The sequence below is a fragment of the Aeromonas sp. FDAARGOS 1414 genome (assembly GCF_019047065.1).
Lineage (GTDB): Bacteria > Pseudomonadota > Gammaproteobacteria > Enterobacterales > Aeromonadaceae > Aeromonas > Aeromonas veronii_A.
On sequence record NZ_CP077210.1, the window covers coordinates 4074656 to 4099896 of the forward strand.

22 protein-coding genes are annotated in these 25241 nt (G+C 60.8%); 19 read left to right on the forward strand and 3 right to left on the reverse strand.

The features are described 5' to 3' along the window. Positions 1-12: 12 nt before the first annotated feature. The 7 genes from rpoH to hutH all read left to right on the forward strand — a co-directional run bounded on the left by rpoH (position 13) and on the right by hutH (position 7995). Positions 13-867 carry an RNA polymerase sigma factor RpoH gene (rpoH, locus tag I6L44_RS18490; RefSeq protein WP_005339997.1) on the forward strand — a complete coding sequence of 285 codons (855 nt, stop codon included), beginning with the start codon at positions 13-15 and terminating at the stop codon, positions 865-867. Positions 868-992: 125 nt separating this feature from the next. After that, the gene (can, locus tag I6L44_RS18495) at positions 993-1652 is read left to right on the forward strand and encodes a carbonate dehydratase (protein WP_005339998.1); all 660 of its coding nucleotides are present in this window, start codon (positions 993-995) and stop codon (positions 1650-1652) included. Positions 1653-1663: 11 nt separating this feature from the next. After that, entirely contained in the window at positions 1664-2368 is a 705-nt protein-coding gene (hutC, locus tag I6L44_RS18500) for a histidine utilization repressor (RefSeq protein WP_058060001.1), read from the forward strand. Between the two features lie 154 nt (positions 2369-2522). Then, positions 2523-3758: an imidazolonepropionase gene (hutI, locus tag I6L44_RS18505; RefSeq protein ID WP_254204238.1), complete on the forward strand. Its 1236-nt coding sequence runs from the start codon at positions 2523-2525 to the stop codon at positions 3756-3758. Continuing rightward, positions 3751-4695 carry a formimidoylglutamase gene (gene hutG / locus I6L44_RS18510; RefSeq protein ID WP_216952736.1) on the forward strand — a complete coding sequence of 315 codons (945 nt, stop codon included), beginning with the start codon at positions 3751-3753 and terminating at the stop codon, positions 4693-4695. The genes hutI and hutG overlap by 8 nt, the downstream gene beginning before the upstream one ends. 53 nt (positions 4696-4748) lie before the next feature. Further along, positions 4749-6458, forward strand: a complete 1710-nt coding sequence (gene hutU / locus I6L44_RS18515; RefSeq protein WP_216952737.1) for a urocanate hydratase — start codon at positions 4749-4751, stop codon at positions 6456-6458. Between the two features lie 4 nt (positions 6459-6462). Next, positions 6463-7995 carry a histidine ammonia-lyase gene (gene hutH / locus I6L44_RS18520; protein ID WP_216952738.1) on the forward strand — a complete coding sequence of 511 codons (1533 nt, stop codon included), beginning with the start codon at positions 6463-6465 and terminating at the stop codon, positions 7993-7995. Between the two features lie 145 nt (positions 7996-8140). On the opposite strand, the gene I6L44_RS18525 is transcribed toward hutH, so the two are convergent. Together I6L44_RS18525 and I6L44_RS18530 are read right to left on the reverse strand one after the other, a co-directional pair. Further along, complete coding sequence (locus I6L44_RS18525) at positions 8141-9238, reverse strand: calcium:proton antiporter (RefSeq protein WP_216952739.1); 1098 nt, start codon at positions 9236-9238, stop codon at positions 8141-8143. A 265-nt stretch (positions 9239-9503) separates the two neighbouring features. Beyond that, positions 9504-11033: an EAL domain-containing protein gene (locus tag I6L44_RS18530; protein WP_216952740.1), complete on the reverse strand. Its 1530-nt coding sequence runs from the start codon at positions 11031-11033 to the stop codon at positions 9504-9506. Positions 11034-11528: 495 nt separating this feature from the next. Between I6L44_RS18530 and I6L44_RS18535 the strand changes: the two genes are divergently transcribed. Continuing rightward, entirely contained in the window at positions 11529-13457 is a 1929-nt protein-coding gene (locus I6L44_RS18535) for an EAL domain-containing protein (RefSeq protein WP_216952741.1), read from the forward strand. A 64-nt stretch (positions 13458-13521) separates the two neighbouring features. Here the strand turns inward: I6L44_RS18535 and I6L44_RS18540 are convergent, their stop codons facing one another. Beyond that, on the reverse strand, positions 13522-14445 hold the full coding sequence (locus I6L44_RS18540; protein WP_216952742.1) for a 1-aminocyclopropane-1-carboxylate deaminase/D-cysteine desulfhydrase: 924 nt from the start codon (positions 14443-14445) through the stop codon (positions 13522-13524). Between the two features lie 86 nt (positions 14446-14531). On the opposite strand from I6L44_RS18540, the gene I6L44_RS18545 reads away from it, so the two are divergent. The 11 genes from I6L44_RS18545 (at position 14532) to I6L44_RS18600 (ending at position 25236) form a co-directional block, all read left to right on the forward strand. Beyond that, positions 14532-15395, forward strand: a complete 864-nt coding sequence (locus I6L44_RS18545) for an MSHA biogenesis protein MshI (protein ID WP_216952743.1) — start codon at positions 14532-14534, stop codon at positions 15393-15395. 100 nt (positions 15396-15495) lie between these two features. After that, positions 15496-16089: a PilN domain-containing protein gene (locus I6L44_RS18555; protein WP_128834786.1), complete on the forward strand. Its 594-nt coding sequence runs from the start codon at positions 15496-15498 to the stop codon at positions 16087-16089. Then, positions 16089-16736: a type 4a pilus biogenesis protein PilO gene (locus I6L44_RS18560; protein ID WP_106844135.1), complete on the forward strand. Its 648-nt coding sequence runs from the start codon at positions 16089-16091 to the stop codon at positions 16734-16736. The genes I6L44_RS18555 and I6L44_RS18560 overlap by 1 nt, the downstream gene beginning before the upstream one ends. Beyond that, on the forward strand, positions 16729-17058 hold the full coding sequence (locus I6L44_RS18565) for an MSHA biogenesis protein MshK (RefSeq protein WP_216952744.1): 330 nt from the start codon (positions 16729-16731) through the stop codon (positions 17056-17058). The genes I6L44_RS18560 and I6L44_RS18565 overlap by 8 nt, the downstream gene beginning before the upstream one ends. 70 nt (positions 17059-17128) lie before the next feature. Continuing rightward, entirely contained in the window at positions 17129-18805 is a 1677-nt protein-coding gene (mshL, locus tag I6L44_RS18570) for a pilus (MSHA type) biogenesis protein MshL (protein ID WP_216952745.1), read from the forward strand. Positions 18806-18897: 92 nt separating this feature from the next. Then, entirely contained in the window at positions 18898-19794 is an 897-nt protein-coding gene (locus tag I6L44_RS18575) for an ExeA family protein (protein ID WP_216952746.1), read from the forward strand. Further along, positions 19791-20873, forward strand: a complete 1083-nt coding sequence (locus I6L44_RS18580) for a tetratricopeptide repeat protein (protein WP_216952747.1) — start codon at positions 19791-19793, stop codon at positions 20871-20873. Before I6L44_RS18575 ends, I6L44_RS18580 begins: the two co-directional genes overlap by 4 nt. Positions 20874-20946: 73 nt before the next feature. After that, positions 20947-22656 carry an MSHA fimbrial ATPase MshE gene (gene mshE, locus I6L44_RS18585; RefSeq protein ID WP_106844139.1) on the forward strand — a complete coding sequence of 570 codons (1710 nt, stop codon included), beginning with the start codon at positions 20947-20949 and terminating at the stop codon, positions 22654-22656. A 3-nt stretch (positions 22657-22659) separates the two neighbouring features. Further along, positions 22660-23880: a type II secretion system F family protein gene (locus tag I6L44_RS18590; protein WP_216952748.1), complete on the forward strand. Its 1221-nt coding sequence runs from the start codon at positions 22660-22662 to the stop codon at positions 23878-23880. Between the two features lie 145 nt (positions 23881-24025). After that, the gene (locus I6L44_RS18595; RefSeq protein WP_128834793.1) at positions 24026-24487 is read left to right on the forward strand and encodes a hypothetical protein; all 462 of its coding nucleotides are present in this window, start codon (positions 24026-24028) and stop codon (positions 24485-24487) included. A gap of 77 nt (positions 24488-24564) precedes the next feature. After that, positions 24565-25236: a prepilin-type N-terminal cleavage/methylation domain-containing protein gene (locus tag I6L44_RS18600; protein WP_106844142.1), complete on the forward strand. Its 672-nt coding sequence runs from the start codon at positions 24565-24567 to the stop codon at positions 25234-25236. The last annotated feature ends 5 nt before the right edge of the window (positions 25237-25241 follow it).

Here is a 25241-nt window from a genome sequence, read left to right on the forward strand (position 1 = left end):
AAGAGGTAACAGATGGGAACTTCATTGCAGCGCACTATGGCTCTGATTCCGCAAGGTAGTCTGGAAGGCTATATCCAGGCAGTAAACTCTATTCCTGTGCTGAGCGCAGAGGAAGAGCGTGAACTGGCTGAGCGTTTGCAGCAGGATGGCGATCTCGAGGCTGCTCGTCAGCTGGTTATGTCGCACCTGCGCTTTGTCGTTCATGTCGCCAAGAGTTATGCCGGTTACGGCCTGCCTCAGGCCGATCTGGTTCAGGAAGGCAACATCGGCCTGATGAAGGCGGTCAAGCGCTTCGACCCGACGGTCGGCGTGCGTCTGGTCTCCTTTGCAGTGCACTGGATCAAGGCCGAAATCCACGAATATGTCCTGCGCAACTGGCGCATGGTCAAGGTGGCGACCACCAAGGCCCAGCGCAAGCTCTTCTTCAACCTGCGCAAATCCAAAAAACGTCTGGGCTGGCTGAACCACGAAGAGGTTCAGGCCGTGGCGGCCGATCTCGGCGTCTCTGCCGCTGACGTGACCGAGATGGAAGCGCGGATGGCCAACTACGATCAGGCGTTCGATCTGGTTGGTGATGATGAAGAAGAGGGCGGTTTCGCTCCGGTTCACTATCTGGAGGATAAATCCTCCGATCTGGCCGCGACCATCGAGAATGACAACTGGGACGATCATGCCACCCGTCGTCTGAGCTCTGCCCTCGCCACCCTGGATGAGCGCAGCCAACACATCATCCGCGCCCGCTGGCTCGATGATGACAGCAAGACCACTCTGCAGGAGCTGGCCGATACCTACGGCGTCTCTGCCGAGCGTGTGCGTCAGCTTGAGAAAAACGCACTCAAGAAGCTGAAAGATGCCATGGAAGCCTGATGCTTCCTCTCATAAAAACAGGGCCTGATGGCCCTGTTTTTGTTTCGCAAGGATCTGGTCGGCCTTGCTTTGGTTACCCTTGAGTGTGTTATGTTGCCGCCACTGCCACATTAGGGAGAGCAGAAGTGAAACTGTTGAACGACCTGTTTACCAACAACCGTGAGTGGGCCGAACGGATCAAAGCCGAAGATCCCGCTTTCTTTGCCACCCTTTCTGCCCAGCAGGCCCCCGAATACCTCTGGATCGGTTGTTCCGACAGCCGGGTCCCCGCCAACCAGCTGATGGGGTTGCTGCCGGGGGATGTCTTCGTCCACCGCAACGTCGCCAATCTGGTTGTACATACCGATTTCAACTGCCTCTCCGTGCTGCAATACGCGGTAGAAGTGCTCAAGGTGAAGCACATCATCGTCTGCGGTCACTATGGCTGCGGCGGCGTCAAGGCCGCGATGCAGAATCAGGAGCTGGGTCTCATCGACAACTGGCTGCGCAACATCAAGGATGTCTACTTCAAATATGGTGAAGAGCTCGAGGCCATCGAGGATGAGCACGAGCGCTTCGACTATCTGTGCGAGCTGAACGTGGCCGAGCAGGTTGCCAACGTCTGCCACACCACCATCATCCAGAACGCCTGGCGCAAGGGGCAGGAGCTGGCCGTCCACGGCTGGATCTACGGGATCAAGGATGGCTTGCTGCATGATCTCGATCTCTGCATCAGCGGGCCGGATCAGATCCCCGATGTCTATCGCGCCTGGCCGGACATGCGTCCGCCACACCGTCGGCGCTAGGGAGCTTCATGGTGGCGCCAGCCCTCTATCTGCAGATCAAGCAGCACATTCTGGACGGGATCCGCGAACGCCACTATCAGGCGGGGGACAGGATCCCGACCGAAGCGGCCCTGTGCGAGCAGTTCACCGTGAGCCGGATGACGGTCAACCGGGCGCTGCGGGAACTCGTGGCGGAAGGGTGGCTGGTGCGTACCGCCGGTTCCGGCAGCTTCGTGGCGGACCGGCGCACCGAGTCGCCGCTGCTGGCTATTCGCAACATCGCCGACGAGATCGCCGAGCGTGGCGGCGAGTACAGCGCCCGGGTGATCCGGCTGCAGCGACTGGCCGCCGACGAGAAGGTGGCAGTGCAACTGGGACTGCGGGTTGGCGCCCCCATCTTTCACAGCCTGATCGTCCATCAGGCCGATGGCGAGCCGTTGCAGCTGGAGGAGCGCTTCGTCGATGCCGAGCGCCTGCCGGGCTATGGCGAGCAGGATTTTACCCAACAGACTCCCAACCGCTATCTGATGGATGTCTGCCCCCTCTCCGAGATGGAGCACGTGGTGGAAGCCGTGTTGCCTAGCGCCGGTGAGGCGGGATTGTTGCAGATCCGCGTAGATTCCCCCTGCCTGTTGTTGCACCGGCGTACCTGGTCGGAGGGGCATCTGGTCTCCTATGCCCGTTTGCTCTCCCCCGGTTCCCGTTACAAGCTCAGCTCCAAGACTCAGCTGGAGTAAATGTCTATACAACTCGATTTTGCAAAGCCCACCTCCTGGTGGGCTTTTTTGTGCTTAAACTCTAAGTTTGATGCTGTTATCAGGATGTGAACTTCGCTCTTCCTTTCGTCATAGAGATCGACTATAAGAATATGTATATACATTTGAGGTCGCTATGAACAAGGAACTGTTGAACTGCGAGCGGGTCTGGCTCAACGTGACGCCCGCTACCCTGAATGATGAGCTGGCCGACTACGGTCTGCTGCCGCTCCATGCCATTGGCGTAAAGGATGGCAAGATCCATGCGCTGGTGCCGATGGCCGAGTTGAAGGGGCCGTATCCCGCTCACTGGCAGGATATGCAGGGCAAGCTGGTCACCCCCGGCCTTATCGATTGTCACACCCATCTGGTCTTTGCTGGCAGCCGTGCCGAGGAGTTCGAACTGCGCCAGCAGGGAGTGCCCTATGCCGAGATCGCCCGTCGGGGCGGCGGCATCATCAGCACGGTGCGCGCCACCCGCGAGGCCTGCGAGGATCAGCTCTTTGAGCTGGCGCTGCCGAGGGTGAAATCCCTGATCCGGGAAGGGGTCACCACGGTGGAGATCAAGTCCGGCTATGGCCTGACGCTGGATGACGAACTCAAGATGCTGCGGGTGGCCCGCCGACTGGGAGAGGCGTTGCCGATCCGGGTCAAGACCACTCTGCTGGCGGCCCATGCGGTGCCGCCTGAATATCGCGACGATCCCGACAGCTGGGTCGAGACCATCTGTCAGGAGATTATCCCGGCCGCCGCCGAGGCGGGTCTGGCCGATGCGGTGGATGTCTTCTGCGAGCACATCGGCTTCTCGTTGGCCCAAACCGAGCAGGTCTATCTGGCGGCGGATCAATATGGCCTGCCGGTGAAGGGGCATATGGATCAGCTCTCCAATCTCGGTGGCAGCACCCTCGCAGCCAACTTTGGCGCCCTCTCGGTGGATCATCTGGAGTATCTGGATCCGGAAGGGATCCTGGCGCTGGCCCACCGTGGCGTGGTCGCCACCCTGCTGCCCACCGCCTTCTACTTCCTCAAAGAGACCAAGCTGCCGCCGGTTGCCGCCTTGCGCAAGGCGGGGGTGGCGATGGCGGTCTCCTCCGACATCAACCCGGGTACCGCACCCATCGTCTCGTTGCGGATGGCGATGAACATGGCCTGCACCCTGTTTGGCCTGACCCCGCTGGAGGCCATGGTCGGGGTGACCCGTCACGCCGCCAAAGCGCTTGGCGAGCAGGATCGCCTTGGTCAGCTCAGGGTCGGCATGGCAGCCGATTTCCTGATCTGGCACTGCGTCCATCCGGCCGAGCTGAGTTACATGGTCGGCGTCGATCAGCTGGCAGGCCGCATCTTCAACGGCGAGGAGACCCTACATGGATAAGTTCAACCCGATCGATATGTCGCTCTGGCAAGGGCGGCAGGATCCGGAAGATGGCGAATTGGCCCTGCGTTGGCACGACAAGGTGCAGCCCTGGACCGCCGGAGCACAAGACGCTGCCGGTGTGGTACTGCTCGGTTTTGCCTGCGATGAAGGGGTTCGCCGCAACAAGGGGCGTGTCGGCGCCGCCGGTGCGCCGCAAGCGGTGCGCAAGCTGCTGGCCAACACCGCCTGGCATCTGAGTCGCCCCGTCTATGATGGTGGGGATGTGAGCTGTACCGATGGCAATCTCGACGCCGCCCACGGCCATCTGGCCGAGCGGGTCGCCGCTGCGCTCGATTTGGGCCACTTCCCGCTGGTGCTGGGGGGCGGCCACGAGGTGGCTTTCGGCAGCTGGAGCGGCCTTAACCGTCATCTGGGTGGCAGTGGCAAGGTCGGCATTATCAACCTCGATGCTCACTTTGACCTGCGCATGAAGCAAGAGCAGGCCAGCTCCGGCACCCCCTTCTTCCAGATCGCCGAGCAGTGCGCCGCTCAGGGCACACCGTTTCGCTACGCCTGCCTCGGGGTGGCCGAGACCGCCAATACCCAGGCGCTGTTTGCACGGGCCGACGAGTTGGGGGTCTGGTATGTGAAAGATGAAGCCATGAGCGAGCGTGCTCTGCCCACCTTGCTAAGCGGGCTGGATACCTTTATCGCCGATTGTGATCACCTCTATCTGACCATCGATCTCGACGTGCTGCCCGGCAACCTGATGCCGGGAGTGAGTGCTCCCGCCGCCCGTGGTGTGGAGCTGGCGGTGATCGAACCACTGATCGCCCATATCCGGGCCAGCGGCAAGCTCAGGCTTGCCGATCTGGCCGAGTACAACCCGACGCTGGATCAGGACAATCGCAGTGCCCGCGTGGCCGCGCGACTGGTTCATCTGTTGACCCGTTAACCCTTTGGCCACCCATCGCCGAAGGCACCCTATTGATACAACAAGGAGTGTGTATGTCTGTGCAACAGCAGGATCCCCGTCATGATCCGAACCGCGTGATCCGTGCCCCGCGCGGCACCGAACTGACCGCCAAGAGCTGGCTCACCGAAGCTCCGCTGCGGATGCTGATGAACAACCTGGATCCCGAGGTGGCCGAGCATCCCCAGTCACTGGTGGTCTATGGCGGCATCGGTCGCGCCGCCCGCAACTGGGCCTGCTTTGACAAGATCGTCGAGGTGCTGACCCGGCTCGAGGAGGATCAGACCCTGCTGGTGCAATCCGGCAAGCCGGTCGGGGTGTTCCAGACCCACAAGGATGCGCCGCGGGTGCTGATCGCCAACTCCAACCTGGTGCCGCACTGGGCCAACTGGGAGCACTTCAACGAGCTCGATAAGAAGGGCTTGATGATGTACGGCCAGATGACTGCGGGTTCGTGGATCTACATCGGCACCCAGGGGATCGTGCAGGGCACCTACGAGACCTTCTTTGCGGTGGCCAACCAGCACTTCAACGGCGAACCCAAAGGGCGCTGGATCCTGACCGGTGGTCTCGGCGGCATGGGCGGCGCCCAGCCGCTGGCCGCCACCATGGCCGGCTTCTCGATGATCGCAGTGGAGTGCGACGAAACCCGCATCGATTTTCGTCTGCGCACCCGTTATGTGGACAAGAAGGCCCACAGTCTGGATGAGGCGCTGGCCATGGTCGAGGAGGCCAAACAGAGCGGCAGCGCCATCTCCATCGGCCTGCTCGGCAACGCCGCTGACGTGTTCGCCGAACTGGTGGCTCGTGGCATCACCCCGGATGTGGTGACCGACCAGACCTCCGCCCACGACCCGGTTCACGGCTACCTGCCGCAGGGTTGGAGCGTGGCAAAGTGGCGCGAGCTGCAACAGAGTGCCCCGCAGGAGGTGAATCTGGCTGCTCGTCGCTCCATGGCCCGTCAGGTGGAGGCGATGTTGACCCTGCAAGAGCGCGGCGCGGCGACTCTGGATTACGGCAACAACATCCGCCAGATGGCGCTTGAGGAGGGGGTGAAAAATGCCTTCGACTTCCCCGGCTTCGTCCCCGCCTACATTCGCCCGCTGTTCTGCGAGGGGATTGGGCCGTTCCGCTGGGTGGCCCTCTCCGGCGATCCGGAAGATATCTACAAGACAGATCAGAAGGTGAAAGAGCTGATCCCGGATGATCCTCACCTGCACAACTGGCTCGACATGGCCCGCGAGCGCATCGCGTTTCAGGGACTGCCGGCGCGGATCTGCTGGGTCGGGGTCAAGGATCGGGTGCGGCTCGGTCTGGCCTTCAACGAGATGGTGAAAAACGGCGAGCTGAAAGCCCCCATCGTCATCGGTCGCGACCATCTGGATTCCGGCTCGGTGGCGAGCCCGAACCGCGAGACCGAAGCCATGATGGATGGCTCCGATGCCGTCTCCGACTGGCCGCTGCTCAACGCTCTGCTCAACACCGCTGGCGGTGCGACTTGGGTCTCTCTGCACCACGGCGGCGGGGTCGGCATGGGCTTCTCCCAGCACTCCGGCGTGGTGATCGTCTGCGACGGCTCCGATGACGCGGCCCGCCGCGTCGGTCGGGTATTGCGCAACGATCCGGCCACCGGGGTGATGCGCCACGCGGATGCCGGCTACGAGATTGCCATCAACTGTGCCCATGAGGCGAAACTAGATCTGCCGATGATTGACGGCGCCAACGGTGTCAAAGGAAAGGTGTAACACCATGTTTGAATTGACTATTACTCCTGGCGAGCTGGATCTTGCCACCCTGCGCCGCGTCAGCCGCGAGCCGGTACATGTTTCACTGGATCCGGCCGCCCTGCCGGAGATCCACGCCTCAGCTGCTGTGGTTACCAAGGTGATCGAACAGAACCGGGTGGTGTATGGCATCAACACCGGCTTTGGTCTGTTGGCCAACACCCGCATTCCGGTGGAGCAGCTGGACGAGCTTCAGCGCTCCATCGTGCTCTCCCATGCCGCTGGCATCGGCGAATACATGGATGACGCCACTGTACGGTTGATGATGGTGCTCAAACTCAACTCGCTGGCGCGGGGCTTCTCCGGCATCCGGCTGACGGTGCTTGAGGCCCTGATGACCCTCATCAACGCCGAAGTCTATCCGGTGGTGCCGAAGAAGGGCTCCGTCGGCGCCTCCGGCGATCTGGCGCCGCTGGCCCATATGAGCTGCTTGCTGATCGGTGAAGGCAAGGCCCGCCACAAGGGCGAGCTGATCGACGCCGCCACTGCGCTGAAAATTGCCGGGCTGGAGCCCATCGCGCTGGCACCCAAAGAAGGATTGGCGCTGCTCAACGGCACCCAGGCGAGCACCGCCTTCGCGCTGGAAGGGCTGTTCCACGCCGAGGATCTCTACGCCGGTGCCATCACCATAGGTGCCATGAGCGTGGAGGCCGCGTTGGGCAGCCGCCGTCCATTCGATGCTCGCATCCACGTGGTGCGTGGTCAGCGTGGCCAGATCGACGCGGCCACCTGCTATCGCCACCTGCTGGTGGATGGCAGCGAGATCGGCATGTCCCATCACAACTGCGAGAAGGTGCAGGATCCCTACTCATTGCGCTGCCAGCCGCAGGTGATGGGTGCCTGCCTGACCCAGATCCGTCAGGCCGCCGAGGTGCTGGTGTGCGAGGCCAACGCGGTCTCCGACAACCCGCTGGTGTTTGCCGAGGATGAAGACATCCTCTCCGGCGGCAACTTCCACGCCGAGCCGGTGGCCTTCGCCGCCGATAATCTGGCGCTGGCCATCGCCGAAATCGGCTCCCTTTCAGAGCGGCGCATGGCACTGCTGATTGACTCTCGGATGTCCGGTCTGCCGGCGTTTCTGGTCAACAACGGCGGGGTCAACTCCGGCTTTATGATCGCTCAGGTCACCTCGGCGGCGCTGGCCTCCGAGAACAAGACTTTGGCCCATCCCGCCTCGGTGGATAGCCTGCCTACGTCGGCCAATCAGGAGGATCACGTCTCCATGGCGACCTTCGCCGGCCGCCGGCTTGCCGATATGGCCGAGAACACCCGTGGCATTCTGGCTGTCGAACTTCTGGCGGCAGCGCAAGGACTGGATTTTCGTGCTCCCCTGCGCAGTACCGAGCTGATCGAGCTGGCCAAGGGACGACTGCGGGCAGAGGTGAGCTTCTACGACAAGGACAGGTACTTCGCGCCGGATATCGAGGCGGCCGCCGCCCTGCTGGGCCGTGCCAGCTACAACGACCTGATCCCGGCCGGGGTGCTGCCCAGCCTGTAAGCCTTGATCCCCCTTCTCCCCTGGCGGGAGAAGGGTAGGGGATGAGGGGGACGCCGCTTCACAGGCGCCGGTGAGAGCCGGGAGCAGATGACAAAAGACCGCCCAATCGGGCGGTCTTTGCGTTTCTGACGTTGGTTGAACGCGGTTATTCGTGTTCGAACATCAGGAACAGATAAACCACGAACAACACCAGATGGGTCGCACCATGGAGCACATTGGTGCGGCCGCTGCTGAAGGTTACTTTACAGACCATCAAAGTCGTGACCAGCAGCACCATATCGGCGGGGGAGAGGCCGAGGCGTACCTCCTGATCCAGCATGGAGCCGATAAAGAGCACGGCAGGCACGGTGAGGGCGATGGTGGCCAGCACCGAGCCGAAGTAGAGGTTCATTGCCCGCTGCAGCTGGTTGTTGAAGGCGGCTTTGATGGCGCCGACTGCTTCGGGGGCGAGCACGATGCAGGCGACGATAAAGCCGCCCAGTGCGGCGGGTGCTTCCATCACATGCACCCCGTAGTTGATGGGGATGGCCAGGGTCTTGGCCAGCAGGATTACCACCAGCAGGTAGGCGAGCAGCAGGATGGTGTGATAGACGTTGCTCTGCAGCGGGCCGTGGTGCTCCTCATAATCCTCGTGATCGCTGTCGACGAAGAAGTGGCTGTGGCTGCGGGTCTGGATCAGCAGAAAGACCCCGTAGAGCAGGATCGAGATGATGATCAGCATCCACGACATGGCGCGCGACATACTGCCGATTGCACCACCCTCGGTGAAGTTGGGCAGCACCAGACAGAGCAGGGCGAGCGGGATGATGGCCACCAGATAGGATTTCACCCCGTCCAGATTGAAGCTCTGGGTGTGGTAGCGCCAGCCGCCAAACAGCAGGGTGAAGCCCACCAGACCGGTACTCACCAGCATCACTACCGCAAACATGGTATCGCGGGCCATGGTGGGGTTGGGCTCACCGGTCAGCATCACCGAGGAGATCATCACCACCTCCAGCGAGATGACCGAGAGGGTGAGGATCAGGGTGCCGAAGGGCTCGCCCAGCTTGATGGCGAGGGCATCGGAGTGGCGCACCACCGAGAAGATGGCCCAGGTGACGATGGCCAGTAGTGCCGCCGAAACCGGAAGATAGATCCCGAGCGGAGTTGTCTCTGTCAGCAGGTCGCTCCCGATCGTCTTGAAAAAGAGCAGGGTCAGCAGGCCGACGGGCAGGGCAATCTCTTGCCGGATAAATGTCTTCATAGGCAATGGTTCTCATCTCGGGACGGCGCTGGCCGACAGGGATTGATGGGAGGCGTGCGTGAAGGTGCTCACGGTAGCCGAATGCTTATGATAAGGGTTCCATCCTCTCAGGGGCAGATCATTTTGTTGCTGAATGTAAATGGTGGTTCAAGGGCGATGAGCCAGGTCGTGGCAGAGGCTTTGGGAGTGTCAGCCTCTGTGCAAAAGGGTGCGTGTGCTCCCGGTGGGGGGAGCCCTGCCAGCGCTGGCCTGTGCAATATCGGTGTCAGCTCTCTTGCGAATATTGTGGAGGCCATGTCTGCTGCCAGATGGCAAGATCTGCCAGCGCCATGGGCCTGCCAAAGACGTAACCCTGGATCAGATAGACGCCGTGTTGCCGCAAGTAATCAACCTGTTCCCGCGTCTCAACCCCTTCCGCAATCATCTCCATGCCTGATTCCAGGCCAAACGTGATGATGGCATCCAGCACGCTGCGTTTGAGGTCGTTGGTGCCTATGGTATCGACGAACATCTTGTCGATCTTGATCTGGCGGATCCCGAGGCTCTGCAGGTAGGCAAAACCACCGTAGCCGGTACCGAAATCATCCAGTTTGAAGTGATATCCCATCTGCTGCAACAGGGTGATCTCCTCGGTAGCGGCTTTGATGTCGAGGATCGGCTTGCGTTCTGTCAGCTCGAAGGTAAGGCGCTCGGGCGAAGGGTTATGGTGTTCACTCAACATGTTGCGCAGCAAGGGTTGTTCGATATGGGTGGCCATCAGATTGACACTGATCCACTGCTCTGGTGGCAACAGCGGCAGATCCGTGATCACCTGCTCCAGCAACTGCCTGGTGATAGGCAGGATAAGTCCCTGATCTTCAGCATATTCGATGAAAGCGCTCGGGGGGATCAGCTCGTGTCCACGTTGCCAGCGTAGCAGCGCCTCAAAACCGGCAACCTGCCAGGTTCGAAGATCCACCACGGGTTGATAGAAGGGGATGAACTCCTGGCGCACCAATCCGGCCTGCAATAGCCCCTTGAGCGAGCGGCGATAGTTTCGCAGCGACCAGTAAGCGGTCACCAGCAGCAGGCCCAGGATAGTGCCGCTCCAGAGTGCGATTCGTCTGACTTGCTCGCGAGCATACAGATCCAGTGCAGAAGCGGCCCAGATGGTTTGTCGGGTCAGTTTGTCCTGATCAAAGAAGCTCAGGCTGCGGCTGCCCTCTTCCAGCTTGATGGTCCGGTCACCGCGCGGGAAGCGGGGGGTCATCGCTGCGGGATCCCGCTGGCTGAACTCCAGATAGAAACAGTCACTGCAGGGGAGCTGTAGCAGATCGTGGCTCCAGCTGTTATCGAGCACCCAGTAGGCAATGTTGCCGCCGTTTTTGTAGTAGGCAACCATCTCCTGTTCCGTATTGAAACTGGCCGTTGTAGCAGTCAGCCCCAGTTTGTCGGGGAGGGCGCCATCCTGGTTGGCGTTTTTGATGAGCGAAATACCCACACCCAGGCTTGAGCAGCTTTTCCCTGATGCCAGTTCCAGCCCCTGCAGACGAATATGGGTGTTGTAAAAGCGGGGATCCCGCAGCAGTGCCATGTCGTTGGCACCACAATCGAAATCAAACAGCGTCAGCTGCTCGCTCATGGCCTTGTCCAGCGTGTGATGGCGTATCGCCATGGCTCGCTTTATCTCGGCCACCTTCTGCTCAAGCAGGTGGTTGGCCATCGGTTTTGTTAGCCACAGACCGACGGACTGGCTTGCCAGGATGGGCAAGAGCAGTAGCAGTACAGTGATCCAGAGGGGGGTGATGCGTAACAAGGGCGCCTGCCAGTTTCACGAGACACAAATGGGTCAAGCCATCATAGTGCATTAGTACAATCAATTTGAGCTCTACTTGTCACACTTATTGGATGATTTTTTAAATGTATGATTTTAAATGTTTTTATTATTAACCTTGAAAAGATTCAATCGCTGACCTGTCATAAATGACAATTGCTCAACTTATCCGAACTGCTTTAGAGTACCCCTGCGGTTTGACTCACCGTGTGTTCAATACTCCTGTATCTGTTTTTTGTCAGTAGCACAGAGTGTTAGTTTTGATATGAGTGTTCCTTTTGGTCCCTTTTGAGGGACCATTTTTCTGTCTGCTATCTTCCCCTGCTCCACCTGTGTACCTTCCTTGGTATTCTCCCGCTGCTTTGGGTATGCTGCCCCGCTTAAATTACAGAAGCGGGATCCCCGTCCATAGTGATGGCCACAGCGCCACTGCTACCATGAACTCCAATGGATGATGCCGGGCACACGGAAAGGCACATGAAACTCACAACACATCTTGTCTCGTTTATTACCTTGTGCGTGATCGCTGCCATGGCGACCGTGCTGATTGGCGGGGTGTTCAGCTTTCGCGAGCTGGGCATGGAGTTGCAGCAAAAGAAGGTCGATGCGCTGGTCGAGGTGATCGACAAGCAACTCGACGTTGCTCACGGTATGGAGGATATGAGCCGCTGGTTGCCCACCTTGCTGCGGGCGGCTCATGTGGTGGAGCTGGAGGTGCGCCAGAATGACCAGCGGGTCTACTGGTTCCGTGACGTACAGAGTCCGGTTGATGAACCGCTGCTGGTGCCATACAGCCATCCGCTGCCCCATCAGGCTGGCATGCAGGCCAGCTTCAAGCTGGAGCGCCCCTTCAAGGAGGCGGAGTACTCCATCAAGGCGATGTCGGGCATCTCGTTCGGGATCTTCATCGTGGTGTTCGGTCTCTGGTACTCCATCCGCTGGTTGCGTCAGCAGTTGCGCGGCGCCGAGCTGCTGGGCATTCGCGCCCAGCTGATCCTCGATGACAAGCTCTCCAAACTAAGCCATGACCCCGCCGAAGAGTGGCCGGTGGCCGCCAGTCAGGCCCTCGATCATCTACTCGCCGAGCTGGCGGATGCCCGCAAGGAGCGCAGCCGCTTCGACAACTTCATTCGCAGCAACGCCTTCGTCGACAAGATGACCGGCATCGGCAACCGCCTCTTCTTCGATAACCGGCTCGAGAGCGCTATCATGGAGGCGAGCGTGATGAGTGGCGGTGTCTTGCTGATTGAACTCGCCTGTCTGGAAGAGCTGGAAGCGGAGCAGTTCGAGCTGCAGGGGCATGATCTGCTGCTGGAGGCGAGCGCCGTGATCAGTGCTTTTGTGCGCAAGCATAACGGTGCCTTGCAGGCTCGTTATGCCGGACATGTCTTTGCGGTATTGTTGCCCAACATGTCTGAGAGCGAGATGGTGGACAGTGCCAGCCAGCTGCTCAAGAGTCTGCAACGGCTACACTGGCCGCAGCAGGTCAATCCGGAGACGGCCATCTATATCGGGGCTGTCTGCTACCAGGCGCAAGACACTCTGCTCAAGGTGCAGGAGGAGGCCGAGCTGGCCCTCAAGAGTGCACGTCTGCAGGGGCACAACGGCTGGTTCCTCTATGAAAAGCAGCTGGACGAGGAGCAGAGCAGCAAGGGGACGGTGCGCTGGCGCACCCTCATCAGTCGCCGTCTTGAAGAGCAGGGGATCGATTTTTATACCCAACCGGTCCAGCAGGATCGGGATCAGGTGGTACTGCAGCAGGATCTGCTCACCTATATCCACGATGAGCAGGGGCGGGAACTGCAAGCAGGGATCTTCATGCCAATGGCGGAGAAGGTGGGCCTGCTGCTGCAACTGGATCGGCTGGTGGCGGAGCAAACGCTGGTGTTGCTGCGCCAGCGTTCCGAGCAGAGCTGTCCCATCACTCTGACCCTGAGTGCCCAGAGTCTGCTCAACCGCGAGTTCCAGCGCTGGCTCTTCTTCGCCCTGTTCCAGCTGCCGCGCAGCATCAACGAGCGGTTGATCCTGCAGCTCTCGGAGGCTCAGGTCACACGCCACTTCGAAGCACTCAAGCGGCCGCTGCGCTCCCTGCGCATGCTGGGCTGCCAGCTGGCCATCGATCATGCTGGCCAGGATGTGGTGAGCACCCAGTACATCAAGGAGTTCGAGATCAACTTCCTCAAGCTGCACCCCAGCCTGGTGCGGGAGATTCACGCCCGACAGGTGAACCAGATGGCGGTCCGCAGTCTGGTGGGGGGCTGCGCCAATACCCGTACCCGGGTGCTGGCGGTGGGGGTAGAGAGTGGCGATGAGTGGAAGATGCTGCGCCACCTCGGGGTGCATGCCGGGCAGGGGCCCTGGTTTGCCGAGCCACGCCGGTTGGTGCAGGAGTCGGCTGGTGATTGAGATAAATGAGAGAGGGTCGTCGTGGGGCGACCCTCTCTCGTTTTCGGTTGCCGTCAGGCGGGGCTCACAGTCGCCCCTGCTCCCGCAGTCCGGCCAATCCCTGCATGCCGCCGGTATGGATAAAGACAATCTTGCTGCCGGGGGCGATGCGGCCCGCAGCCAGCTCGCGAAACAGCCCCCACATCGCCTTGCCGCTGTAGATGGGCTCCAAAGGCAGACCTGTTTCGGCGCTGAAATCTTGAACCCACTGCCAGAGGGCCGGGCTGAATTTGGCGTAGCCACCATCGTGGTGATCGAGTGCGACCCGCCAGCCGGGGATGCTGGCGGCAGCGGGATGGAGGCGACACACCTCGTCAGCGATAAAGCCGCCTCCTTTCAGTACCGCAATGGCGAGGATCTGCTCCCGGTCCTGTTTGCCAGCGATTAGGCCCGCCAGGGTGCCGCCGCTGGCACAGGGCAGTACCCAGAGATCCGGCGAGAAGGGTACCTCGCCGACCAGTTCGGCAACCCCGGGGATAGCCAGCGGGCTGCTGCCCCCTTCCGGCACGATCAGGGTATCGGGTGCATCGAATTGGGCCAGCCAGTCGGGATCCTGGCGACGGCGGTAACTCTGGCGGTCGACGAAAACGAGATCCATACCCCAGCGTCTGGCATCCCTCAGGGTGGTATTGCTGACGGCATCAGATTCGCCCCGTATGATACCGGTAGTTCGAAGGCCAGATTGGCACCCTGCTGCTGCCAGTGCATGGATGTGATTGGAGTAGGCGCCGCCAAACGAGAGTAGATGCCGTTTGCCGTGCTCTCTGGCATGAAGCAGGTGGTATTTGAGCTTGCGCCACTTGTTGCCGGAGATGGTCGGATGGATCAGATCATCCCGCTTGCACCAGAGTTCGACGCCGTAGCGGGTCAGCAACGGGTGGTGGAGGGGGTGCAGGGGGGAGGGCAGGATAGCTGACCCCTCTGGCTCGGCTGGAAGGCTGGCTTGCAATGGTGAGTCCGTCTTTTATATAGAGGCTAATCTGCTGTTTATGTTAATATTTCATACATTTAATCACTATTGATGGGCGGGCTTACATGAAAAAACTGTTCAGACGGTCGACGCCAAGCCGCCAGGTCGGGCTCTTGTTGGCCAATGACAGGATCATGCTGGCTGCAGTCGGCAATCCCCCCGTCTTCGCGACGCGCACCATCAACGGCCCACAGGAGTGGGCTGTGGCCATGAACGAGCTGTTCAGCCGTTATGGGCTGGCCAAGTCTAAAGTGCGGGTAGCCCTCGCCGCCAGCCTTTATCAACAGATCCAGATCGACAAGCCTGCCGTGCCTGACGCCGAGATGGCGGGGGCGCTCCCCTGGGCCATCAAGGACTATGTCAGCGAACCCGTGCTGCAACTGGCGATGGATTATGTGGACTTGCCCACCCCGCCTGCCGGTCGTCCGCGCATCAATGTGATCTGCCTGCCCAAGAGCCGGGTGCAACAGCTGGCCGATGCCATCAACGGCATCGCCACCCTGCAATCCATCATCAGCGACGAATTGGCGCTCACCTCTCTCTATGACGCTGACGAGACGGTGCGCATGCTGCTGTGGCAGCCCAAGGGGCAGGATCTGCAACTGCTGGTCTTCCATCAGGGCGGGCTCTGCTTCTCCCGCCAGCTGCGCGGTTTCACCAGCCTGACCGGCGAACATGAGCCTGACGCCATGCTGCTCGATTCACTGGCGCTGGAGATCCAGCGCTCCCTCGACTATCTGGCGGGCCAGCTCAAATTGCCCGAGCTGGGGCAGATGCAGTTTGCCGTCGCTTCGCCCTTTATCGGTACCCTGGTGCGTCACATGGAGCAGACCTTCGGCTTTGCCGTCTCCGCCATGGCCAACAAGGCGGTGCTGGCCGGCGTCGAATACCTCTCGGCTTATGCTGCCGCATTGGGGGATGATCAATGAGAGTGTTATTCCCCCTTGCTGCCATGGTCAACAAGACAATGTTGCTGGCTGGCGTCGAATACCTTTCTGCCTACGCAGCCGCCATCGGGGAGGATGCGTGATGAAACGTCAGATAAACCTCTATGGTGCCGAGTTTCGTCCCAAGCGGCAGTGGGCCAGCCTCAATCAGATGGCGTTGGTATGGGGTGTTGCGCTGTTGCTGATCCTGCTGACGGCTATCGGTTACAGCTGGCAGCAGCAACAGGTCAGCCGGGCGCTAGCGCAACGCACCGCCGAGCTGGAGCTCAAGCGCAGCGAGGCCAGACGCCTCGATGCCGAGCTTGCGCGCCATCAGGCGGATCCCCGGCTGCAACAGCAACTGGTCAATAAACGGGATGAGCTGACCGCCAAGCAGGGGCTGATGCGTCAGCTCGGTAGCCTGTCTCTGCAAAAATCCCAGGGCTATGCCAGCGTGATGGCGGATCTCTCCCGCATTCGCAGCAGCAACCTCTCGTTGCAGCGCATCGAGATCAACGAAGGGCGGATCAACCTCTCCGGTTTTGCCGGACGCAGTCAGGATGTGCCGGCCTGGGTCAACCGCTTCAAGCAGACCCCGAGTCTGGTAGGCAAGGAGTTTGGTGAACTGACCCTCGGCCGTGACGAGGAGGGTCGTCTGACCTTCCAGTTGAGCGGCATCGCGCGGGAGAAACCCTGATGAACCTGAAAGCACAATGGCAGGCGTGGGGCCAGCGTATCGCCCGGTTGAGCCAGCGGGAGCGGGTGTTGATCCTGCTTACCGGTCTGGTTTTGCTGGGCGCTGGCAGCATCTACGGTTGGCTCGATGGCGCCGATACCCGCCTGCAGCAGGATCGCATGGCCCTGAGCGCCGCCGAGCGCGACCTCGAAATCATGGAGCTGGAGAACCTCGGCAAACAGGCTCGGCTCAAGCGGGATCCCAATCAGGGCGTTCGCGACCAGCTGGCGCAGGTCGAAGCGGATCTGGCCCGGATCGACGATGAGCTGAAGGCCCAGACCGTCGATCTGATCCCGGCGCACGAGATGCCGCAGGTGCTGGAGGCGCTGCTCTCCCGCTCCGCCAACCTTCACATGCTGGCGCTCAGTTCGCTGGAGCCGACCCCGCTGATGGCGGGAGAACAGAAGGTCAATCTCTACAAACATGGTATCCGGCTTCAGCTTGAAGGCGGCTATTTCGATGTTTATCAATATCTCAAAGCGCTGGAAGCCTTGCCGCGCCACTTTTACTGGAAGCAGTTCGACTACCGGGTCAAATCCTATCCCGGCGCGGTGGTGGAGATGGAGATCTACACCCTGAGTACCAGCAAGGAGTTTATCCGTGGCTAGAGTGTTTGCGTTGTGCTGTTGCCTGTTCAGCGTGCTGGTAAAGGCGGAGCAGATCGAGGTATTGCAGGATCCCACCGCACCGCTGGCGGATGTGGCGATTGGCGCCCGTGCGACCGGCGAGAGCAACACCGGTTTACCGAAGCTGCAGAGTGTGGTGCTGGGCAATGGCCCGGCGCTGGCGGTGCTCAATGGCAAGAGTTATCGGGTCGGGCAACAGGTGGATGGCTATACGCTGGTGGCCATCACGGCAGATGCCGTGGTGCTGGAAAAGGCGGGCAAACGCCACGCGGTCACACTCTTTGCCAGCAAGATCCGGGTTTGAGTCGTGCTTGCCTTTCGAGAGGTGGAGCGGCTTTATCGAGTTTAATTGCAAGTCAGGGTGCTCTAATTACATGAAAAAACACCGTCTCTGTCTGATCACCATGGCCATGATGGCCGCAGGCTGTACCACGTATCAGCACCCCGAGCCGACCCAGGCCAAGGATGCTCTCAAACAGGCCATGAACGAACAGCAGAAGCAGGCTGCCCCGCTGACCGCCTTGCCCAAATCGGTGCAGAGTGAATTGCTGCAGCTGAACCGGCCGCAGATGCCGGTCGGCATGCCGGAGAAGCGGCTGCGCATCGCGGCTCACGACGTGGAGGCGGTGGAGTTTTTCGGTTCCCTGTTCAAGGGCTCCCGCTACAGCGTGGCGGTTCATCCCGGGGTGGCCGGGCTGGTCTCGGTCGAGCTCAAGGATGTGACCCTGCCGGAGGTGCTGGCGGTGGTAGGTGACATGTATGGCTTCGACGTGCAGCGCAAGGGCAATGTCTTCCACATCTATCCGGCGGGTCTGCGCACCGAAACCATTCCGGTCAACTATCTGATGATGTCCCGCCGTGGCCTATCCCGCACCTCGGTCAGCACCGGCGGGGTGACTGCCAATGACAACAACAATGGCAGCAATAACAGCAGTTTCGACAGCGCGTCCAACAACAGCGGCAGCAACAGCTCCTCCAGCAACAACTCGAGCGGTGACAACAGCAACGGTACCCGGATCGAGACTGACACCAACAGCGACTACTGGACCGATCTGCGCGACTCCCTGCAGACCCTGATTGGCACGGGTGATGGTCGCGCCGTGATTACCAGCCCGCAGGCGGGTCTGGTCACTATTCGCGCCTATCCGAAGGAGCTCAAGGCGGTACGTGAATTCCTCAATCAATCCGAGAGTCACCTCAAGCGCCAGGTGGTGCTGGAGGCGCGGATCATCGAAGTCGCCCTCAACGAAGGGTATGAGCAGGGGGTTGACTGGAGCGGTCTCTCCGCCAGTTGGGATGGCGGCAAGGGTATTACCGGCGGCCAGTCACTTGCCAAGACCCAGCTGCCCACCACCCCCAACCAGATCTTCAGTGCGCTGGGCGGCGGCGCCGGTTTCACGATCTCTGATGGCAACTTCGAGGTGGCGGTCAACCTGCTCAAGACCCAGGGCGATGTGAATACCCTCTCCAGCCCGAGGGTCACTGCGACCAACAACCAGAAGGCGGTGATCAAGGTGGGGACGGACGAATATTTCGTCACCAATGCCTCGACCACTACGGTGACCTCGACCGGCACGGCCGAACCTATCGTGACCCCCAATGTGGAGCTGACCCCCTTCTTCTCCGGTATTGCGCTGGACGTAACGCCGCAAATCGATGAAGAGGGCAAGGTGCTGCTCCATATCCACCCTTCCGTTATCGACACAGAAGAGCAGAAGAAGACCATCAACGTCGGTACCGCCAAACCGCTGGAGCTGCCGCTCGCCAAGAGCTCGATCCGCGAGTCCGATACCGTGGTGCAGGCCAATAACGGCGACATTATCGTCATCGGTGGTCTGATGAAGACCGACAAGCAGGAGATCGTCAGCAAGGTGCCGCTGCTGGGAGATATTCCCTGGGTGGGCGAAGCCTTTACCAATCGTCGCGAGAGCACCAAGAAGGTGGAGCTGGTGATCATGCTCAAACCGACCGTGGTGGAGAAAGATACCTGGCAAAACGAGCTGCAGCGTTCCGCAGATCTGCTCGACAAGTGGTATCCGGCGAAGGGGTAAGCCATGAGCTGGCGATTGGCATCTTTCCATTCCGCCGTACTGCGGGCCGAGGCTCGCGGTCGCAGGTTCCCCGTACTGGCTGGTGAGCGCCCATGTACCTGAGCCACTTCGGCCTGCAGGAGGCGCCGTTCGGCCTCACCCCCAATACCGGCTTCTACTACGGCCTGCCCCCTCACGAGGAGGCGCAACAGGTGCTCAATTGGGCGCTGGCGCAAGGGGAGGGATTTATCAAGGTGACCGGCGAGGTGGGTACCGGCAAGACCCTGCTCTGCCGAAAACTGCTGAGCGAGCTGGGCTCGGAAGAGTGCCCGGTGCGGCTCGCCTGGTTGCCCAATCCCCACCTCAGCCCGGCCGAGCTGCGCACAGCGCTGGCGCTGGAACTGGGGTTGTCGGTGCGGGAGCAGAGTGAGCTGGATCTGACCGATCGTATCCATCGTCACCTGATCAGCCTGCACCAGCAGGGCAGTCGGGTGGTGGTGCTGATCGATGAGGCCCAGGCGCTGCCTGACGAGACTCTGGAGGCGATTCGCCTGTTTGGCAATCTCGAGACCGAATCGAGCAAGCTGCTGCAGATTGTGCTGTTCGGCCAGCCGGAGCTGGATATCAGACTGGCCAGGCCCCACCTGCGCCAACTGCGCCAGCGGATCGGCTTTTCATACTGCCTGCGCCCGCTGCGCTTTGACGAGACCCGCGCCTATCTGGAGCACAGATTGCAGGTCTCCGGCTACCGCGGGGCACCACTGTTTGCCGGCCGCGCCATGCGGATGCTGTGGCGGGCCTCGCGAGGGATCCCGAGACTTATCAACATCCTGGCGCACAAGTGCCTGATGCTGGCCTACGGTCAGGGGAGGCGCCGGATCGATAGCCGTCTGGTGAGGCTCGCCATTCGCGATACCGACGATGCCAGCCGCTTTGCGCCATTGCGCTGGTGGCCCCTGTTACTGTTACTGTTGCTGGGGTGCGCCCTGGCTTATGGAGTCTGGCCATGAGCGTTATCAACCAGATGCTGAAAGATCTGGATCGGCGCCAGCAAGGCGCCGAGGGAACTGCCGTCTATATTGCCCCTGCGCGCCAGCAGGGGTGGTGGATGTTGCTGCTGACCCTGATCTGTGGTCTGGCATTGGGGATCCTCGGTTGGCGCACCTGGATCTACTGGCAGCAGACACACCCTGTCGTCGCCGCCAGCGAAGTGGTGGTTCCCGATGTGGTGACACGGGCCGCCGAGCCAGTCAATCCGCCCGAGCCGGTCGAAGTGGCCGCTGCGCTGCCGTTGCCGGGTGGGGATGAGAGAGTGGCTGATACCGCTGGCGGGCAGCTAGAGGGAGAGATGGCCGATGGTGCCCCCTTTGATGCCTCCAGCGATGTTGACGATTCGGAGCCGACCGATGAAGAGCTGCAGCCCGAGCTCTACGCCGAACTGGCGGCAGAGCAGCAGGCTGTCGCCAGCGCCCCGCGTAAACCGGGCATATTGAAGATCGAGACGGTCGAGCTGTCGGCCAAGGAGCTGGCGGCACTGGCGGAGCGCAAGGCGACGACCGCCATGGCCAAGGGAAGCCTGCGGGATGCGCAGGACAACTACTATCAGGTGCTGGCCCACGATCCCTATAACCAGGGGGCGCGCGAGCAACTGGCGGGGTTGCTCTACGGCGAGGGGCGCCTGACCGAGGCGCGCCAGCTGCTGGAGGAGGGGATCCGGCTCGATCCCCAACAGGCCGATTTTCGTCTGCTGCTGGCCCGTCTTGCCATCAACGAGGGGCAGCAACAGCAGGCGCTTGGCTGGTTGTCCGGTTATCAACCTGATCTTGCCAGCAACTTGGACTATTACGCCACTTGGGCGGGTCTGACCCAAGAGCTGGGTCAAAATGCCGATGCGGCGGCGCTCTATGTGAAGCTGCTGCGCCAGCAGCCGGATCAGGGCCGCTGGTGGCTTGGTCTCGGTGTCGCCGAGGATGGTCAGGGGCACAGCCAGCGGGCACTCGATGCCTATCGCAACGCCCTGCTGCACGGCAATCTCGGCGAGGCGTCGACCAACTGGCTGGAACAACGAATTGGCCAACTAACCCCTTGATAAACGCAGATTCGATGAGCGAAGCCTCATCGGATGCGGCAACGGGTGTGAAGTAACAGATATCGGAGCAAACATGGCACAACCCAGACTGAAAATGCGCCTCGGCGACCTGCTGGTTCAGGAGCAGATCATCTCTGATGATCAGTTGCAGCTTGCCCTGCAGCAGCAGCGTCAGACCGGACGCAAACTGGGTACCACTCTGATTGACCTCGGCTTTATCAGCGAGGTACAGCTGCTGCAGTTCCTCGCTCGCCAGCTGGATGTACCCTTCTTCGATCTCAATAACCTCACCATCGATGCCGCCGCGGTGCCGCTGCTGCCCGAAGTGCAGGCGCGCCGTTATCGGGCGCTGGCGGTCAATCTTACCGACGACAAGGTGACGGTAGCCATGTCGGATCCGGCGGACTTGAGTGCGCTGGATGCCATTGCTGCCTTGCTGAGCCCGCGGGAGATGGTGCTGGCGGTCGCGCGGGAAGGGCAGTTGCTGGACTATTTTGACCGCCTCTATCGCCGCACCCGCGAGATTGAGAGCTTCGCCGAACAGCTGCAGGAGGAGTATCAGGACTCCGGCTTCGAGTTGGGTTCAGGTAATCTGGGGGCCAATGACGAGGGGGAGGCGACGGTGGCCAAGCTGCTGCGCTCCCTGTTCGAGGATGCGGTGCAGGTGGGAGCGTCGGATATCCACATCGAGCCGGACGAGAAGGTGCTGCGCATTCGCCAGCGGATCGACGGCATCCTCCACGAGAATATCCTCAACGAGGTGCGCATCGCCCAGGCGCTGGTGCTGCGTCTCAAGCTGGTGGCCGGGCTCGATATCTCCGAGAAGCGCTTGCCGCAGGATGGCCGTTTCAACATGAAGGTGCGCGGCCGTGATGTGGATGTGCGGATGTCCACCATGCCGGTGCAGTATGGCGAGTCTGTGGTGATGCGTCTGCTGGATCAATCCTCCGGCATCCTGTCGCTGACCGAGACCGGCATGCCGCCGGAGATCCTGACCCGTTTCCGTCGTCAGCTCAAACGCCCGCACGGCATGATCCTGGTGACCGGCCCCACCGGTAGCGGCAAGACCACCACCCTCTATGGCGCTCTCTCCGAGCTCAACCAGTCCAGCAACAAGATCATCACGGTCGAAGATCCGGTGGAGTATCGTTTGCCCCGTATCAGCCAGGTGCAGGTCAATCCCAAGATCGGTCTCACCTTTTCCCACGTGTTGCGTTCTACCCTGCGTCAGGATCCGGACATCCTGCTGGTGGGTGAGATGCGTGACAACGAGACGGTGGAGATCGGCCTGCGTGGCGCCATCACCGGTCACCTGGTGCTGACCACCCTGCACACCAACGATGCGGTGACCAGTGCCTTGCGCCTTATCGACATGGGGGCGCCCGGCTATCTGGTGGCGAGTGCCCTGCGGGCTGTGGTCGCCCAGCGGCTGGTGCGGCGGGTATGTGAGCACTGCGTCGAGGAGAAGGCGCCCGACGAAGGGCAGGCCACCTGGCTCACCGTGCTCTCCGGCGAGGCGCCTGGCCAGCATACCTATCACAAGGGCCGGGGTTGCCAGAGCTGCAACTTTACCGGTTATTCCGGCCGGATCGGGGTCTACGAGCTACTGGAGCTGGATCAGCCGATGATGGATGCCCTGCGCCGCAACGATGCGGAAGGGTTCGCCAAGGCGGCCCGTCAACACGAACACTACCGGCCGTTGGCCCTCACTGCCCTCGATTATGCCCGTCAGGGGATCACCTCGGTGGATGAGGTGCTGCGACTGGCCGAGGATCTGGGGTAAGCGATGGCTAACTTTGCCTACAAGGGGCGTGACAGCCAGGGCAACGCGACCAGTGGCGTGGTCGAAGCGGCCAACGAGATGGCGGCCGCCGAGCAGCTGATGCGCCGCGGCGTGATGCCCACCGAGTTCAAACCGGGCAAGGCCAAGTCCGCCGCCATCGACTGGTCACTGTTGCTGGAAGGGGGCGTCAAGCTGGATGAGCTGGTGATCTTCAGCCGCCAGATGTATGCCCTGACCCGGGCCGGGATCCCGATCCTGCGCGCCATCGCCGGGCTGGAGGAGAGCACGCACAGCAAGCCGCTCAAGCGGGCGCTTCACTCGCTGGGGGAAGATCTTGGCAACGGTCGTCCGCTCTCCAGCTCGATGCAGGCGCACCCCAAGGTATTCAGCAGCCTGTTCGTCGCCATCATCCATGTGGGTGAGAACACCGGTCAGCTGGAAGAGGCCTTTTTGCAGCTCGCCAACTATTTCGAGCTGGAGCTGGAGACTCGCAAGCGGATCAAGACTGCCATGCGCTACCCCAGCTTCGTGATGATCGCCATCAGTATCGCCATGGTGATCCTCAATATCATGGTGATCCCGGTGTTTGCCGGCATGTTCGCCAAATTCGGGGTGGAGTTGCCGCTGGCGACCCGCATTCTGCTCGCCACCTCGCACTTTTTTGTCAACTACTGGTGGCTGCTGCTCGCTATTCTGGCGGGGATGGTGTTCGGTTGGCGCCGCTGGGTCGCCACCACCAAGGGCAAGCTGACCTGGCACCGCTGGCAGCTCAAGTTGCCGATCGTCGGCACCATCATAGAGCGCTCCCTGCTGGCCCGTTTTGCCCGCAGTTTTTCCATGATGCTCAAGGCAGGGGTGCCGCTGAACACCGCGCTGACCCTGGTGGCCGATGCGGTGGATAACGCCTATATGGCGGGGCGGGTACGGGATATGCGCGCCGGTATCGAGCGGGGCGAGAGCCTGCTTCGCACCGCCAGCAGCAGCGGCCTGTTCACCCCGCTGGTGATGCAGATGATCGCCGTGGGTGAGGAGACCGGTCAGGTCGATGACCTGCTGCACGAAGCGGCCGAGTATTACGAGCGCGAGGTGGATTATGACCTCAAGAGTCTCACCGCCCGCATCGAGCCGATCCTGATCGGGATCGTGGCAGTAATGGTGTTGATCCTGGCGCTGGGTATCTTCACGCCTATGTGGGACATGATGAGGGCCGTAAGAGGCAAGTAACCCCGTATCTTCACGCCAGAATGGTGGGACATGATGCGAGCGGGATGTGAGTGGTTCGTAGCAAGTAACTCGGCATCTTCACACCTGAGTGGCTGGGCATGATGAGCGTCGTAAGAGGCAATAGGGCGAGGGAGTCGAGGAGTGGATGAACAGACAGACACAACAGGATGATCGCTGGCTGGCCGGATATCGGCGGATCGCCGTGATAATCCTGCTGATGGTGATCGTCACGACCCTGGTGCGCAGCTATCAGATCAACCGGGAGGAGGCGCAACAGCTTTCGCTCACCCTGCTGGGAGAGCAATTTGCGGAGCGGGCACAGCGTTTGCACGGGATCTGGCTGAATGAACGGCGCCCCGACACCCTGCATAGCGCGGGTCATGGTTGGCAATTTGATGAGCGTGGCTGGCCACTCGGACTGTTGCCCCTGCAATCACCATCAGAAAATTGTCGTCAGTTGTGGCTGGCGTTGGTGGGAGAGACGGAGGGGGGCATGCCACCCTTGCAGTTTCTGGCCCGCCCCGATGGCAGCGGGTGCGAGATGGGGTGGGATGGTTATTGGCTGGTTTATCTGTTTTCCGACGGGCGAGTGATTAAAAAGCCTTGAATGAGGCTAATCATATGACCCAACTACATGATTTTTTTAGGTCTGCATGAAATAATATCGGCCATTACCAAGGGAGCATGAAAATGAAACCAATGGCACCATCAATGCCAAATAACGGGATGACAAGAGTGACCGCCGGCTTCTCCCTGATTGAGCTGGTGATCGTTATCGTGATCCTGGGGATCCTGGCGGTAACAGCATTGCCCCGTTTTCTGGATGTAACCGACGAGGCGAAAAAGGCCAGCGTCGAGGGCGTCTCGGGTGGTTTTGCAACAGGAGTGTCGCTAGTGCGGGCCCAGTGGGAAGCGGAAGGGCGCGCCAAACAGGATAGCCTCAATACCGTGCTCTATGACGGCAGCCGCTTCTATCTGACCACGCCGACCGATGCCCAGATCAGCAACGGCGAGTTGTCTCCCGGCTATCCCATGGATACTGCGGCTAGCGGCAATCCGGATGTGGATCCGGCCAATCTGAGCGCAGAGCGTTGTCTCAAGATTTGGGAGGGGTTGCTGCAAAACCCGCCCAAGGCTACGGCCAACTTCAATGAAGTACGCGGTAGCGGCAATGACCTGAAATACTATGCCACTGTGAGCAGTAATGGACTGGATTCGGTCTGTCGTTACTATCTGGTCAATAGTTTGAGTAAGGGCAGCGATGGCAAGTATCAGGATCCGCAAGGCAGTACTGATGCATTCATGAGTTTCAGTTACCGTCCGGCGTCCGGTCAGGTGACTACCAACATCAATTGACAGAG

What these genes read in the sequence shown, in the direction of transcription:
- rpoH (WP_005339997.1), top strand. Translation starts at nt 13, where the DNA reads ATGGGAACTTCATTGCAGCGCACTATGGCTCTGATTCCGCAAGGTAGT.
- I6L44_RS18535 (WP_216952741.1), top strand. Translation starts at nt 11,529, where the DNA reads ATGAAACTCACAACACATCTTGTCTCGTTTATTACCTTGTGCGTGATC.
- I6L44_RS18525 (WP_216952739.1), bottom strand. Translation starts at nt 9,238, where the DNA reads ATGAAGACATTTATCCGGCAAGAGATTGCCCTGCCCGTCGGCCTGCTG.
- I6L44_RS18545 (WP_216952743.1), top strand. Translation starts at nt 14,532, where the DNA reads ATGAAAAAACTGTTCAGACGGTCGACGCCAAGCCGCCAGGTCGGGCTC.
- I6L44_RS18595 (WP_128834793.1), top strand. Translation starts at nt 24,026, where the DNA reads ATGAACAGACAGACACAACAGGATGATCGCTGGCTGGCCGGATATCGG.
- mshL (WP_216952745.1), top strand. Translation starts at nt 17,129, where the DNA reads ATGAAAAAACACCGTCTCTGTCTGATCACCATGGCCATGATGGCCGCA.
- I6L44_RS18555 (WP_128834786.1), top strand. Translation starts at nt 15,496, where the DNA reads ATGAAACGTCAGATAAACCTCTATGGTGCCGAGTTTCGTCCCAAGCGG.
- mshE (WP_106844139.1), top strand. Translation starts at nt 20,947, where the DNA reads ATGGCACAACCCAGACTGAAAATGCGCCTCGGCGACCTGCTGGTTCAG.
- I6L44_RS18560 (WP_106844135.1), top strand. Translation starts at nt 16,089, where the DNA reads ATGAACCTGAAAGCACAATGGCAGGCGTGGGGCCAGCGTATCGCCCGG.
- hutI (WP_254204238.1), top strand. Translation starts at nt 2,523, where the DNA reads ATGAACAAGGAACTGTTGAACTGCGAGCGGGTCTGGCTCAACGTGACG.
- hutG (WP_216952736.1), top strand. Translation starts at nt 3,751, where the DNA reads ATGGATAAGTTCAACCCGATCGATATGTCGCTCTGGCAAGGGCGGCAG.
- I6L44_RS18580 (WP_216952747.1), top strand. Translation starts at nt 19,791, where the DNA reads ATGAGCGTTATCAACCAGATGCTGAAAGATCTGGATCGGCGCCAGCAA.
- I6L44_RS18575 (WP_216952746.1), top strand. Translation starts at nt 18,898, where the DNA reads ATGTACCTGAGCCACTTCGGCCTGCAGGAGGCGCCGTTCGGCCTCACC.
- hutU (WP_216952737.1), top strand. Translation starts at nt 4,749, where the DNA reads ATGTCTGTGCAACAGCAGGATCCCCGTCATGATCCGAACCGCGTGATC.
- I6L44_RS18600 (WP_106844142.1), top strand. Translation starts at nt 24,565, where the DNA reads ATGAAAATGAAACCAATGGCACCATCAATGCCAAATAACGGGATGACA.
- hutH (WP_216952738.1), top strand. Translation starts at nt 6,463, where the DNA reads ATGTTTGAATTGACTATTACTCCTGGCGAGCTGGATCTTGCCACCCTG.
- I6L44_RS18590 (WP_216952748.1), top strand. Translation starts at nt 22,660, where the DNA reads ATGGCTAACTTTGCCTACAAGGGGCGTGACAGCCAGGGCAACGCGACC.